The following is a 12,986-nucleotide window of genomic DNA, read 5'->3' as shown; positions in this document are numbered from 1 at the left end:
GCCAGTGACACTATTGTCATCAAGCAAGATCCGGCCTTGGACGAAACTTCGATCCGCCGCAGATAGCGCTCGCTACTCACATGCGGGGAGTGTGACAGTCCAGCTTTGCAGCAACATCCAAAGATCAGATAAGATAGATTATGGAACTAAAGGATGTGGCTGGAAGCGCAATACCTTGGCCTTCTCCCTTAGAGCTACAGATCATCCGCCGTCACATCGACTTCGAACGCCAAACCGTCATAGGCCGGTTCGACATGGCCCGGCGTTTCAGCCATGACGCGATCGTAGTCCAGTGGAATATGCATGTGGGTCAGCAACGCGCGCTTTGGCGCCAGATGGCTGATCCAGTCGAGTGCCTGCTGAAGTGAAAGATGGCTCGGATGCGTGCGGTACTGGAGCGCGTCGATGATGAGCGTATCAAGTCCGATGAGCTTCGGCACCGTTTCCGGCGGAAAGTCGCTGACATCGCTGCAGTACGCGACGTTGCCGATCCGGAAGCCCAGCGAATGGATATCGCCGTGGACCTGCCTGTGCGGCTGGAACCGGATGGCGCCGCCCGGACCGTCGATGACGATCGGCGCGTCCATCGTCTCGATCAGCACCGGCTTGACGATTGGCGGATAGCTGCCACCGGCCGGTGTTTCCAGGCAATAGCCGAAGCCCTGGCGGATGCGGTCCATCGTGGACGGATCGGCATGTATCGGAATGCGGTGCTTCTGGAGGATGAAATAGCCGCGTAGATCGTCGATGCCGTGCAGATGATCGGCGTGTGGATGGGTGTACAGGACGGCATCGATGCGCTGGACGCTTGCGGCGATCATCTGCTCGCGAAAGTCCGGGCCGGTATCGATCACGACAACAGTTTTGCCGCCATCCGGCGCGATCTGCTCCACCATGAACGAGGCGCGCGTGCGCCGGTTCTTCGGGTTTTCCGGGTCACAATCGCCCCAGTCGCCGTTCAGCCGCGGTACGCCCGGCGAAGACGCGCAGCCGAGAACGGTAAAGCGCCGCCGATATCCGGTGCTCGTTCCGACCCGGGCCGCCATCACCTCAAAGCCTCGGCATCTTGGAGAAGCAGCGGAACGCGTTTTCCGTCGTGATCGCAGCCATCTCTTCGTAAGTCAGGCCGTGAACATCGGCCAGCACCTCTGCGGTATTGACCACGTAGGACGGTTCGTTGCGCTTTCCGCGCCAGCGTTTTGGCGCCAGATAAGGTGCATCGGTCTCAACCAGCAGCCGGTCAGTCGGCAGCGTTTTGGCGATGGCCCGGATTTCCTCGGATTTCGGGAATGTCAGGATGCCCGAGAAGGATACGTAGCCACCAAGCTCGATACCGGCACGGGCGAGGTCGGGTCCGGCCGAAAAGCAATGCAGAATGAAGGGGAAAGCCCCCTTCCCGCTTTCAGCTGTCAGGATCTCGATCATGTCTTCGTCAGCACTGCGGCTATGGATCACCAGCGGCAGCCCGGTCTCGCGTGCAGCCTCGATATGTCTGATAAAACCGGTCTTCTGATCGGCCGGCGTTTGCGTATCGTAGAAATAATCGAGACCCGCTTCGCCGATCGCGACTATCTTGTCATGTGTATTGGCGAGCCGGATGAGGTCTTCCGCCTGGATATCCAGCTCTTCGCTGGCATTGTTGGGATGCGTTCCGACCGAGCAGAATACGGAAGGGTATTTGTCCGCGATCGCCAGCAGGCTGTCGAGCTTTCTGACGCGTGTCGAAATCGTCACCATCTGCCGGACACCGGCTTCGTGGGCGCGCTCGATCAGTTCGTCGCGTTCGGAGTCGAAATCCGCAAAATCCAGATGGCAATGGGTATCGATCAGCATGACTTGCCCTATGCCGCCGGCTGCGGCGCAACGTAGCGCGGGAAGACCGGGCTTGGAGCTTCCAGCACCGTTCCGGGCGTCAGGCGGCCAACTTCGCCGAGTGACGCGAAATCACGCGATCCGGCAGGTGCAGCCACCAGATCGAGAAGCTTTGACGACGAGTCCGGCATGAACGGCTGCAGCAGGATGGCGATCTGGCGCACCACTTCTGCGGCCACGTAAAGGACCGTCTCCATCCGGGCGGGATCAGTTTTCTTCAGAACCCACGGCGCCTGGGCTGCGAAATACCGGTCGGTTTCCGACACGACGGCGATGATTGCTGCCAGAGCGCGGTGAACGAGCTGCTTTTCCATGTCTTCGCGGCAGATCGGCAGGAGCGCATCGACGGATGCCAGCATTTGCCGGTCTGCGTCGGTGAGTTCGCCGGGTGCCGGGATCTTCGCATCGCAGTTCTTGACGATCATCGACAGCGAGCGGCTGGCAAGATTGCCGATACCGTTTGCGAGATCGGCGTTGATGCGCGTGCCGATCGCATCCTCGCTGCAGGTGCCGTCCTGGCCGAAGGAGATTTCGCGCAGCAGGTAATAGCGGATCGCATCGAGGCCGAAATGGCCGATCAGTTCGAACGGATCGAGGACGTTGCCGAGCGACTTCGACATTTTCTCGCCGCCCTTCGCAAGAACGAAGCCATGGGCATAGACGCGCTTGGGCAGCGGCAGACCTGCCGACATCAGGAAAGCGGGCCAGTAGACGGCGTGGAAGCGGATAATGTCCTTGCCGATGATATGCGCATCCGCCGGCCAGTATTTGGCGCGCGGACCGTTCGGGTCGTCGAGATAGCCGGTCGCGGTCAGGTAGTTCGTGAGCGCGTCGACCCAGACATACATGACGTGTGCCGGATCGTCGGGAACCTTGATGCCCCAGTCGAACGTGGTGCGCGATACGGAGAGATCGCGCAGACCGGATTTCACGAAGGAGATCACTTCGTTGCGACGCTCGGCCGGGCCGATGAAGTCTGGGTGGTCCTCGTAGTGCTTGAGCAGCTTGTCGCCATATTCGGACAACTTGAAAAAGTAGCTCGACTCTTCAACCCATTCGACAGGCGTGCCCTGCGGGCCATAGCGGGTGCCGTCACGCAGCTGCGTTTCGTCTTCCGCATAGTAGGCCTCGTCGCGGACCGAATACCAGCCCGCATAGGTATCCTTGTAGATATCGCCGGCAGCCGACATCCGGTTCCAGATGTCCTTGCTCGCCTGATGGTGGCGCGGTTCCGTCGTGCGGATGAAATCGTCGTTAGAGGCATTGAGCAGCTTGCCCATTTCCCGGAACTGCTCGGTATTGCGCTCGGCCAGCTCTTCCGGCGAAATGCCTTCGTTGCGGGCCGTCTGCTGCATCTTCTGGCCGTGTTCATCCGTGCCGGTCAGGAAGAAGACGTCCTTGCCGTCGAGGCGCTGGAAGCGCGCCATCGCATCCGTCGCGATCAGTTCGTAGGCATGGCCGATATGTGGCTTGCCGTTCGGATAGGAAATCGCTGTGGTGATGTAGAAAGGTGTCTTGTTCGGCATGGGCTGTACTCGGACAGATGTTAAGTCACGCCGCTCTTAGCGCATGTTGCACACAAGCGAAACCCAAACTTCCGGCCATGGTCCGGATCGGCGATCAGGCGAGCCTGGCGGTCTCAAGAATGGACATCAGCGTCTGCTTGCGATCGAGGTTATAGGCCTGGGCGACCTTCAATTTCTCGGTCATATCGGACACAAGCTTCGCCCTGCGATCCGCCGTCGCGAGATCGCCTGACAATGCTGCCTCCCTCGCCCGTTTGACGAGATGGTCCGACAGATGCTCGAGAAAGAAGCCGAAGATGACGTCGCTGTCCTTGCCGGCGAGAACGTCGGCCAGCCGGTGCATGGCTTTGCGCGCAGCCGGTCCATCCGCCGAGACGGCATCGTCGAATGCCGAGATGATATCGGCGCCGCCGTAATTCAAAAGTTTCAGCGCCTGCGCGACGCTTCCCTTGGATTGCGACAGCACCATTTCCTCGGTCTTGCCGCCATCGAGTGGGCTGCCGAGGGCTGCGAGCGCGCTTGCAAGATCCGCATCACTGAGCGGTGACAGCCTGAGCGGCTGGCATCTGGACCGGATGGTCGGCAAAAGACGCCCGGGCGCATGCGACAGGACAAGGAAAAGCGCGCGACGCGGCGGCTCTTCGAGGATCTTGAGGATCGCGTTGGCTGCATTGCGGTTGAGGTCGTCGGCCGCATCGATAATGACGATGCGCCAGTTGCCGGTCCCGGATGTCTGGGAAAAGAAGTGCCCGGCTTTCCGCACTTCATCGACGGTGATGGCCGTCTTCATCTTTCCCGTCTTCTCGTCCACCGGACGAGATAGATGCAGGAGATTGTGCGAGGCGCCGGAGGCGATCTGGCGGCTGACGGCGCTGTCTGGATCCGGATCGGCGATGTGATCAGGCGCGCTTTCCGGCTCCGGATTGGAGAGGACATGATTGGCGAAACGAAAGGCCAGCGTCGCCTTGCCGATCCCTTCCGGCCCCTCGATCAGGATGGCGTGATGGCCCTTGCCCGTTTTGTAGCTGGCACTCAGAAAATCCTCCGCCGCACGATGGCCGAACAGGTGCGGATTTCTGGCGGGCGAAATGGCGCCGTCCAGAATATGCGGATCCTGGTCGCTCATTCCGATGAACCCGTGACGCCGGCCTGATCAGCGCCGAGGCTCAAAGCCATGGGCTCGATCAGCGCTGCGATCTCCTTGGCGATGATCTCCTCATCGCGGTCGGCATCGATAACGTGACAGCGGCCGGAATCGGCGGCAGCAATCGCGAGATAAGCCTGGCGGCGCGTTTCGTGGGTCTCGATCTCTTCCCGCTCGAAACGGTCGGGGGCTTCGTCCGGCGCACGTTTGCGGGCACGGCCAAGGCCGATTTCTGCGGGCAGATCGAGGATCACGGTACAATCCGGTTTGACGCCGTCGATCGCGACACGCTGCAAGGCCTCGATAAGATCGGACTCCAGATTGCCGGTGGCGCCCTGGTAGACGCGGGAGGAATCGATGAAGCGGTCGCAGAGAACGATTGCGCCGCTTGCGAGCGCCGGCCGGATGACCTCCTCGACGTGGTCGTTGCGGGCAGCCGCAAACAGGATCGCTTCGAGCCTAGTCCCGAACTCCTGCGCTGCACCCGAAAGCAGGACGTGGCGAACCGCTTCGGCGCCCGGCGAACCGCCAGGCTCGCGCGTCATCAGAACGTCGTAACCACGCCTGCGCAGAAGATCGGCAAGCCTGCGGATCTGGGTGGATTTCCCCGCCCCTTCCCCGCCTTCGAATGTCACGAATAGCCCGGATTGTTGTGTCACACCTAGTCCCGTATTGCGCCTGTCGATCGGTTCATAGCCCATATTGGCGCGTCACGGAACATGTCAAAGCCAGAACAACATCAGTTCCAGAACCGCGTCCGTCGCCTTGTTGAAGAGTGTCCCGTCTTCGATGGCATCCGCCGTCATCAGCGGCACTTCCCGGACCAGCCGATCTCCGGACGAGATCCTGAGAACGCCGATTTCCTGTCCTTTCGTGACAGGTGCACGGAGCGGCCAGCGGTAGACGATCTGGCCCGAAAGGCGATCGGGGCTATTGGTCGGCAGGTAGAGATCGACCGGCTCCTGCGCGACGAGATCGACGTGGCGGCTGGTGCCGCCATAGACGCTTGCCTGGCTGATCACCTCGCCTTGCGCGAAGATCACCTTGGTCTGAAACGAGGACAGCCCCCACTCCATCACCCGGCGCGCCTCTTCCACCCGTTCCTTGTCACTGGCAAGTCCCCCCATGGCGAGGAAAAGCCGCGTTCCTTCGCGCTGTGCCGAAGCGACGAACGAGAAACCTGCGCCTTCCGCATAGCCGGCTCCAAGCCCGTCTATGCCGAGATTGAGCGCAAGCAGCGGGTTTTTGTTGCGCTGAAAGATCTTGTTCCAGGTGAAGTCCGGCTGGGCATAGAGCGGGTAGTATTGCGGATATGTCTTTTGAAGATGCCGCGCGAGTTCCACCATGTCACGGGTGGTGGTCCGGCTTTCGGCAGACGGTAGGCCCGTCGAATTGCCGAATGCAGAGCGCGTAAGCCCCAGATCCCTGGCGCGCGCGTTCATGCGCGTCGCGAATTCGGCCTCGGAGCGGGACAGTCCTTCTGCCAGAATGATGCAGGCGTCGTTGGCATTCTGGATGATCACGCCCCGGATCAGGTCGTCGACCTTCATCTGCGATTTCAGCGCCGCAAACATGGTCGTAGTGCCGGAAGGCGCGCCACCGGTGCGCCAGGCGAACTCGGTTACGGGATAGCTGGTTTCGGGCGTGATCTCGCCGCGCTGGAGCGCGCTGAACACCACTTCCATGGTCATCAGCTTGGCGAGCGAGGCAGCAGGAAGAGACTGGTTTTCGTTTGCCGAAAGCAGCACCGTGCCGGTCTTTTCCTCGACCATATAGACCTGTCTGGCCTTGGTCGCGAAGGCTGGTGCGGCGTCCTGCGCAGACACGGTCTGTGTCGCGGAAAAGGCTGCCGTGACGCACAGGCAGGCCGAAAACAGAAAGCGTCGCATCATGCCCCCAGAAACGTTTCGACCTATGCCTACAGCATCGATCCGCGAACAGGAATCAATTTTCGGAGATAGGATGTTTTGTGGAAGACAGCGCGAACAACGCGCTGCCGATCGGGACGTCAGACGCGTCGCCTCAGGGTCGGGCCGTGCCGGGCCGCTTAGTCCTGCAGCAGGACGTTGCCGAACATGACCTGCTGCTTGTGGCCCTTAGGCGGCTCGACATAGGCAGTTTCGGAGGTCCAGGCCTGCTGTGCCCGGTTTGCGACCGGGCGGATCTGCTGTTCTGCCCGCGCCGGAGCGACTGGCTGAACGTAACGCTGCTGGCTTGCAACCTGCTGCTGAGCCGGGGCTGCGATCGCCTTCTGGGTCGGAGCCTGAACTGGTGCCGGCTTTGGCGCAACTGCCGCGACCTGTCGCTGCGGTGCTTGGGCACGAACCGTCTCAGCCGTCGAACGCTCGACCGGGCGCGGCGACGCCGCATACTGCTCGGCCTGCTGGAAGCCCCTCTTCGAGGATGCGTTGCTCTGCGCACGGCTCGGATAGGCGGCAGGCGTCGGTACGGACGAACCGAAGCTCTGCATCTGGTCACGCAATGGCTGGTTCGACGCGACCATCACGCCGCTTGAACTCTGACCGCCACCCGGATTGAAGGACGGCAGTCGATCGCCCTTGCGGATGTAGGACGCCATCAGGAACGGTGTATCCTCACCATCCATACGAGCGCGGCCGACATACTGGACATTGACCTTGGCAGTGCCCGAACGCTTCATATCGAGGAGCTCGGCCGTCTTGCTGGACACGTCGAGGATGCGGCCGGCGTGATACGGGCCGCGGTCGTTGACGCGGACGATGACCGACGAGCCATTTTCGACATTGGTGACGCGGGCATAGCTCGGCAGCGGAAACGTCGGATGGGCTGCCGTGAGGCTGGCAGAATCATAGACCTCGCCATTGGCGGTATAACGGCCATGGAAGGCCGAACCATACCACGATGCGAGACCACTCTTGTTATACTGCGGATCTTCCTTGGGAACGTAGGTCTTGCCCCTCACCTGGTAAGGCTGGCCGACCATAAAGCGACCGCCGCCTTTCGGTACCGGCTGTCCGTCCTTGACGACGCGCGGACTGGCTTTGACGCCATACTCCTTCTCGGAGAAGTATTCTTTGCTGCGCACCTGCTTCTGCGCAGGTTCAGGCGTCGGCTTTGTCGTGGCACAGGATGCCATCGCCGCGAAAACCACCGTCATGCCAAGCCACTTCGCACTTAGCGAAACAATACCGCCACTCAAACGCAAAACCTGTCCGCCCCATAATTTCTTGCCACAACGAGCGCTTGAGCCTCGAAGATCGATTCGTCGTTCCGACCAATGAACCAAGCGAGACCCGTCCGGCCCCGTCTTTGATGGATGCCTAGATTTGCTTTTTTCGTGGCTAAAATGCGAACGAAAACTGTTGAGTAATTAAAATTGTATCCAGTATGGTTAACGGATACTTAAAGTAATATTCTATTAATACTTTGATTGCCGCCTTCCCCGCCAAAGACTAGGGTACCAGTGCAGCAATCGAAGCGCATCTCCAGTTGACGACGGCAGTTCTGCGATTATAAAGCCTGACAGCGAGGAAGAGTGTCCGAGTGGTTTAAGGAACCGGTCTTGAAAACCGGCGTGCGGGAGACCGTACCGTGGGTTCGAATCCCACCTCTTCCGCCATCAGCCGATCGCATCGAAAAGAGTGGCAGCGTTCCATACACGTCATGTCTGTAATGCCTGCGGGCTTTTTGCCCTTGAAAAAAGCGTACCGCTCGCCATTTCGCAACTTCCTGTTTTAACCATGCGTGAAATGATGTCCGATAGCACAGCCTATACCGAATCCGCGAAAATCCTCCTGTTGGAGGATGATCTCCTTCTTGCCATGGACATGGAGGATTACCTCCTCGACCGTGGACACGAAGTCGTCGGACCGTTTGGACGTCTGGTCGATGCGCTCGATGCCATCCCTCGCAACGAGCTCGCCGGCGCGGTGGTCGATCTCAACCTGCACGGCGAGTTGTCCTTTCCGGTGATCGAGGAACTGCAGGCACGTTCTGTTCCCATCATCGTCTGCACCGGTTACGCCGAGCTGCCGGAAGTCAAGACGAGGCTGAAGGGATTGCCGCTGCTTCCCAAGCCCTGGACGGCCCACAAGCTTTCCTCGCTGATGGAAGAGACATTCGGGGCCACTCAGGAACCACGTCACGCGCCTTCGTCGAAGATCCGGAACTAGGCGCTCGGGCGCTCATCAAAGTTCGTTCTAACACAGTTTCGACGCGGCGCCTAAAGGGGCAGCCGCGCCGGAGTTCCGAACTTCAGTCGAATGACGGTATCGGGAAGGTGATCCGGCAAGCGAGGCCTGTCTCGGCATAGTCTATTTCGACGTTCCCTCGGAGTTCATACTGGATGCTTCGCTCCACCAGCGTCGTACCAAAACCCTGTTGCTCGGGTGGCGTGACGGTCGGGCCGCCAATTTCCTGCCAGGTGAGCGTAATGGTTGCCTTTCCCTCCTTCACGGCGTCGCGCACCCAGCTGATCGCGATATGACCGCCATCCTGTGACAGTCCGCCGTATTTCACCGCATTGGTCGTCAGTTCGTTGAAGACCAGGCTGAGCGCCAGCGCGGACTTCGGGTCGAGATGAACGGTCGGACCGGGATCGATCACGAACCGGTTGCCGCGGCCCTCCATATACGGTGCCAGGGTTCGACGTACGACGTCGGCAAGCTCCGCCTTGCTCCAGTTCGTTTCGAACAGGAGCGCATGTGCGTCAGCCATCGCCCGAAGCCTGCCAAGCAGGTTCGACGCGTAGTCATCGACCGTGTGACTGCTCTTTGCAGTCCGGCGTACGAGCGACATGACCATGGCCATGGTATTTTTCACCCGATGGCTCAGTTCGCGGACGAGCAGTTCCTTCTGGTTCTGCGCACGCCGGTGCTCGGCTTTCTCGTGAGCCTCCGCCAGTGCCCGCTCGACGGCAGCGGGCAAGCGTATCAACCGTTGCTTCAGAACGTAGTCCGTCGCGCCACGCCGAAACGATTCGATTGCGGCCTCCTCCCCGAGGATACCGGAGACAAAGATGAATGGTATCTCCGGCACCTCGCGGCTTGCCATGTCCAGCGCCGCCATACCGTCGAAATCGGGCAGCGAAAAATCCGAAAGGATGAGGTCGAAATCGTGCGCTTCCAGCGCTTTCACAAATTCACCGCGGTTGCTGACGAGACGGATCTCCGGCTTTTTCGTCAAAAGTTCAAGCTGCTCGCGGATCAATTCGGCATCGAGCGGGCTGTCCTCCAGCATGAGTAGGCGTGGATTGTGCTGCACTCTGTTAGCCTCCGTCTTTGGCGCGGTATCCAGGAGGTGGTTCATTCAAGAGAGCCCAAAATACCCCGAGATCCTGAATGGCCTTGAAGAACTGCTTGAACTCGACAGGCTTCACGACGAAGGCGTTGACGCCGAGCTCGTAGCTTCGCACCAGATCCTGCTCTTCCCTCGACGACGTCAGCATGACGATCGGAATGTGGTGCAGTCTCTCGTCTTTCTTGACACGCTCGAGGACTTCGAGACCATCGATCTTGGGCAGTTTCAGATCAAGCAGCACGACGGTCGGATCGCCGGACGGGCGACCTTCATGAATCCCGGTTCCGAAGAGATAATCGATCGCCTCGGCGCCATCGCGAGCAACGACAATCTCGTTGGCAAGCTGGCACTTTTCCAACGCGGCGAGCGTGAGTTCCAGGTCGCGTGGGCTGTCTTCAACAAGCAGTATCGGGCGTAGTTCAGGCATGGGCGCGGCCTTTCTTCTCAGGGCCTGGCAGGGCAAAGACAAAGGTTGCGCCCTTGTCCACTTCCCCATGGGCGGTAATGCTTCCGTTATGGCGTTCGACGATCCTGCGCACAAGAGCAAGGCCGATACCGGTCCCCTCGAAGTCTTCGGCGCGCTGGAGCCGCTGGAAGACCCCGAACAGTTTGCCGACATAAGCCATGTCGAACCCGACGCCGTTGTCGCTGACGCTGTAGGTGGTCACATCGCCTTTGACGGAGCCCCGGACGCGGATTTCTGCGGGGTTGCGGTGCCTGCTGTACTTTACCGCGTTTTCGATAATGTTGAACCAGACCTGCCGCAACAGCGTGGCATCGCCCCAGGCGGTCGGCAACGGCTCGATCGACCACGAGATGGCTCGGTCGTCCTGGTTCAGAATCACGCTCTTCACAACCTCGGCGACAAGCTTGTTCATGTCGACATGCTTATGGGTGATCGAGGCACGCCCCAGCTGCGAAAAATTGAGCAGGCCATCCACGAGCCTGCCCGCTGCCAGCGCCGAATCGGAGATGGTCCGAAGGTAGTGGCGCGATTTTTCGTCGAGACTGTTTTCCCGGTCTGTCAGCAACTGAGCGAAGCCGACGATGTGCCGGAACGGCGCCCTCAGATCGTGCGACACCGAATAGGAGAAAGCTTCAAGCTCCTTGTTGGAGCGCTGCAGTTCGCTGGTGAGTTCACCCAGCTCTTCGGCCTTTCGCAAGACGATCCCGACGATCGCGTTGCGAAGGTCGCGTGCAGCAGAAAGTTCTGCTTCGCTCCAGGCCTGAGAATGGAGCCGGACATTTTCGCTCCAGGCCTGAAAGGATTTCCGCGGATGGATACGTCCTTTTTCCTGGACAATCTTATGCGGGTCTCCAGCCCACTGGACCGTGCGGATCACCTCGGGCCGGAACCAGATCAGCCAGTTCTCGTAAAGCTCGGACAAACGAATGGCGATGATGCCGCTTGCCTCGCCGGCAAACGCTTCAGCCGATGGAAAGTCCGCAGCAAGCGATGTGGTGGCGAAGATGTCGTCGTCCGCTCTGCCGGAAAGCCAGCCGACGATGGAGCGAACTTCGTCGTCCGTCGGGGTGATCCCCACCTTGTGGCACTCTCCCTGTGCAATAATGGCGGCTCCCGAGGCCCCAACCTGCGCGACCAGATCTTTCGGCAAGGTCTCCAATCCCTCGCTCCAGGACGAAGCAGATGTCATTGCCCGCAGAAGATCACCGGAGATGCGCGCCAGCTCGACGCGGCGGGTGGCGTCCTGGGAGTGAACTTGCGCTGCGATCCGCATGGCGAGCGACTGGACGATAAAGTCGCAGGCATCGCGCACCCTGACCGGAACCATGTGAGGCTCGGCGCTATGGCAAGCGACAAGCCCCCAAAGGCGTCCGTCGATAATGATCGACATGGACATGGATGCGGCCGTGCCCATGTTGTGCATGTATTCGAGATGCACCGGCGAAACGCTGCGCAGCTGCGAGAAGCTCAGATCAAGCGGACTGCCTGTGGTCCCGATCTCGCGACCAGCGTCTATCGGCACAGGTTCATAGGATGCGTCGGGAATGACCCGCAAGCGATTGGCGGCGTAGAGCGCACGTGCCTGTGCCGGTATGTCGCCCGCCGGGAAACGCAGGTCGAGATACGATGGCAACCTGCCATTGCCTGCTTCCGCGACAACGTGTCCGTTCCAGTCGTCGTCGAACTTGTAGACGAGGACGCGATCGAACCCTGTCAGGTCGTGAACAAAGCGAGCGGCCGCCGCAAGCGAACCCGCCACATCGGCCTGCGTCGACAGAACCTGCGCAAAACCGCGCAGGCGCGCAAACAGGCTGCCGAGTGTCTGCGTTCCCGAACGCTCGACTTCCAGGATGACAAGTCCACCAGATCGATGCGCCGTCAGTGTTGCATCGGAGATATCTGTCTGGAAAACGGCTTCGCTCGACTCATGCCAATTTCTAATGTCGTCATTCAGTGGATCAAGGATCACCGGCGCGGGACCGCCGAGGCGCAGATCGGCACCAAAAAACGCGCCGGCATTGCGGCTTGCCTGCAGGACCGTGAGATCAGCCGGCCGCAGAACGATCAGCGCACCATGCGGCTGGATCGCACCCGGTATATGGATCGGCTCCTGCGCGCAGGATTCCAGGTTGATTTCCGATCGATCCAAAATGCTTTTTCTCCCTCATCTCCGCCCGCATTCCACCGCGGTTCAGAGCCAAACAGGCTTCTAAATTAGTCCTGTCGTTTCACAAGCCAAAATACAAACTGGACGATTCATGTAAACCGAGCCGCTACCCATCGGCTCGGAATCGAGGGAACTTCGCCGTCCCAACTTCATTATTCGCTGACAAACACGAGCAAGATTCGGATGAATGCCAATGGTCCTCAAACAGTGATTGCTCACCTTTACGATTGTCGGCGCCGCGTCTCTTCGCGCCAGAAGAACTCCAGTTCCACGCAAGCGCGATTATCTAGCCTGCCCTTGTCGGAATCAATCGCGACAGTTAGGGGACAATGAATGTCTAAAGAAACCGAACACACGAGCCAGCCATCCGAACAGGCCATTGGCCTTTTCCTGCAGGACGGCGATGGCGACAGCCTTACCGACGTGCTCGTCGAAGCGCTTTACGAAGCATTTCGCATCATGGACGACGACGTCTCTACCGAAACCTACCACTAACGCGCTAAAACGTACACTGGCGGCGAATGAGCGGACGCG

At 59.8% G+C, this 12,986-nt stretch carries 12 protein-coding genes and 1 tRNA gene; 3 read left to right on the top strand and 10 right to left on the bottom strand.

Translation table 11 applies throughout. From position 1 onward, the window contains the following. Positions 1 to 194: 194 nt before the first annotated feature. The 7 genes from BLW69_RS13290 to BLW69_RS13260 form a co-directional block, all read right to left on the bottom strand. Entirely contained in the window at positions 195 to 1,046 is an 852-nt protein-coding gene (locus BLW69_RS13290) for an MBL fold metallo-hydrolase (protein ID WP_092662364.1), read from the bottom strand. A gap of 4 nt (positions 1,047 to 1,050) precedes the next feature. Continuing rightward, on the bottom strand, positions 1,051 to 1,833 hold the full coding sequence (locus BLW69_RS13285) for a TatD family hydrolase (RefSeq protein ID WP_092662362.1): 783 nt from the start codon (positions 1,831 to 1,833) through the stop codon (positions 1,051 to 1,053). Between the two features lie 8 nt (positions 1,834 to 1,841). Further along, complete coding sequence (metG, locus tag BLW69_RS13280) at positions 1,842 to 3,398, bottom strand: methionine--tRNA ligase (RefSeq protein ID WP_092662360.1); 1,557 nt, start codon at positions 3,396 to 3,398, stop codon at positions 1,842 to 1,844. A gap of 94 nt (positions 3,399 to 3,492) precedes the next feature. Then, on the bottom strand, positions 3,493 to 4,524 hold the full coding sequence (locus tag BLW69_RS13275) for a DNA polymerase III subunit delta' (protein ID WP_092662358.1): 1,032 nt from the start codon (positions 4,522 to 4,524) through the stop codon (positions 3,493 to 3,495). Beyond that, positions 4,521 to 5,201: a dTMP kinase gene (tmk, locus tag BLW69_RS13270; protein ID WP_092662587.1), complete on the bottom strand. Its 681-nt coding sequence runs from the start codon at positions 5,199 to 5,201 to the stop codon at positions 4,521 to 4,523. Before tmk ends, BLW69_RS13275 begins: the two co-directional genes overlap by 4 nt. 63 nt (positions 5,202 to 5,264) lie before the next feature. Further along, the gene (locus tag BLW69_RS13265; protein ID WP_244508818.1) at positions 5,265 to 6,434 is read right to left on the bottom strand and encodes a D-alanyl-D-alanine carboxypeptidase family protein; all 1,170 of its coding nucleotides are present in this window, start codon (positions 6,432 to 6,434) and stop codon (positions 5,265 to 5,267) included. 155 nt (positions 6,435 to 6,589) lie between these two features. Next, on the bottom strand, positions 6,590 to 7,678 hold the full coding sequence (locus BLW69_RS13260) for a septal ring lytic transglycosylase RlpA family protein (RefSeq protein ID WP_062456898.1): 1,089 nt from the start codon (positions 7,676 to 7,678) through the stop codon (positions 6,590 to 6,592). Between the two features lie 372 nt (positions 7,679 to 8,050). Here BLW69_RS13260 and BLW69_RS13255 point away from each other — a divergent pair. Further along, a tRNA-Ser gene (locus BLW69_RS13255) sits at positions 8,051 to 8,140 on the top strand. Positions 8,141 to 8,273: 133 nt separating this feature from the next. After that, the gene (locus tag BLW69_RS13250) at positions 8,274 to 8,693 is read left to right on the top strand and encodes a response regulator (protein WP_092662356.1); all 420 of its coding nucleotides are present in this window, start codon (positions 8,274 to 8,276) and stop codon (positions 8,691 to 8,693) included. A gap of 82 nt (positions 8,694 to 8,775) precedes the next feature. Here BLW69_RS13250 and BLW69_RS13245 read toward each other — a convergent pair whose 3' ends face one another. The 3 genes from BLW69_RS13245 to BLW69_RS13235 are packed head-to-tail and all read right to left on the bottom strand — an operon-like array spanning position 8,776 to position 12,434. Then, on the bottom strand, positions 8,776 to 9,783 hold the full coding sequence (locus tag BLW69_RS13245; protein ID WP_244508817.1) for a sensor histidine kinase: 1,008 nt from the start codon (positions 9,781 to 9,783) through the stop codon (positions 8,776 to 8,778). A 4-nt stretch (positions 9,784 to 9,787) separates the two neighbouring features. Then, positions 9,788 to 10,246 (bottom strand): response regulator, encoded by a 459-nt coding sequence (locus tag BLW69_RS13240; RefSeq protein WP_062456905.1) that lies wholly within the window; start codon positions 10,244 to 10,246, stop codon positions 9,788 to 9,790. Continuing rightward, on the bottom strand, positions 10,239 to 12,434 hold the full coding sequence (locus BLW69_RS13235) for an ATP-binding protein (protein ID WP_092662352.1): 2,196 nt from the start codon (positions 12,432 to 12,434) through the stop codon (positions 10,239 to 10,241). Before BLW69_RS13235 ends, BLW69_RS13240 begins: the two co-directional genes overlap by 8 nt. 351 nt (positions 12,435 to 12,785) lie before the next feature. On the opposite strand from BLW69_RS13235, the gene BLW69_RS22795 reads away from it, so the two are divergent. After that, on the top strand, positions 12,786 to 12,947 hold the full coding sequence (locus BLW69_RS22795) for a hypothetical protein (RefSeq protein ID WP_092662350.1): 162 nt from the start codon (positions 12,786 to 12,788) through the stop codon (positions 12,945 to 12,947). Positions 12,948 to 12,986 lie beyond the last annotated feature (39 nt).

Source organism: Rhizobium sp. NFR12 (assembly GCF_900108545.1).
Taxonomy (GTDB): Bacteria; Pseudomonadota; Alphaproteobacteria; order Rhizobiales; family Rhizobiaceae; genus Neorhizobium; species Neorhizobium soli.
This window is presented reverse-complemented; position numbering and strand designations above follow the sequence as displayed.

Excerpts from the sequence above, each read along its gene's own strand:
- BLW69_RS13265 (WP_244508818.1), bottom strand. The coding sequence starts at position 6,434 with ATGATGCGACGCTTTCTGTTTTCGGCCTGCCTGTGCGTCACGGCAGCC.
- BLW69_RS13290 (WP_092662364.1), bottom strand. The coding sequence starts at position 1,046 with ATGGCGGCCCGGGTCGGAACGAGCACCGGATATCGGCGGCGCTTTACC.
- BLW69_RS13250 (WP_092662356.1), top strand. The coding sequence starts at position 8,274 with ATGTCCGATAGCACAGCCTATACCGAATCCGCGAAAATCCTCCTGTTG.
- BLW69_RS13275 (WP_092662358.1), bottom strand. The coding sequence starts at position 4,524 with ATGAGCGACCAGGATCCGCATATTCTGGACGGCGCCATTTCGCCCGCC.
- BLW69_RS13285 (WP_092662362.1), bottom strand. The coding sequence starts at position 1,833 with ATGCTGATCGATACCCATTGCCATCTGGATTTTGCGGATTTCGACTCC.
- BLW69_RS22795 (WP_092662350.1), top strand. The coding sequence starts at position 12,786 with ATGTCTAAAGAAACCGAACACACGAGCCAGCCATCCGAACAGGCCATT.
- BLW69_RS13260 (WP_062456898.1), bottom strand. The coding sequence starts at position 7,678 with ATGACGGTGGTTTTCGCGGCGATGGCATCCTGTGCCACGACAAAGCCG.
- metG (WP_092662360.1), bottom strand. The coding sequence starts at position 3,398 with ATGCCGAACAAGACACCTTTCTACATCACCACAGCGATTTCCTATCCG.
- BLW69_RS13240 (WP_062456905.1), bottom strand. The coding sequence starts at position 10,246 with ATGCCTGAACTACGCCCGATACTGCTTGTTGAAGACAGCCCACGCGAC.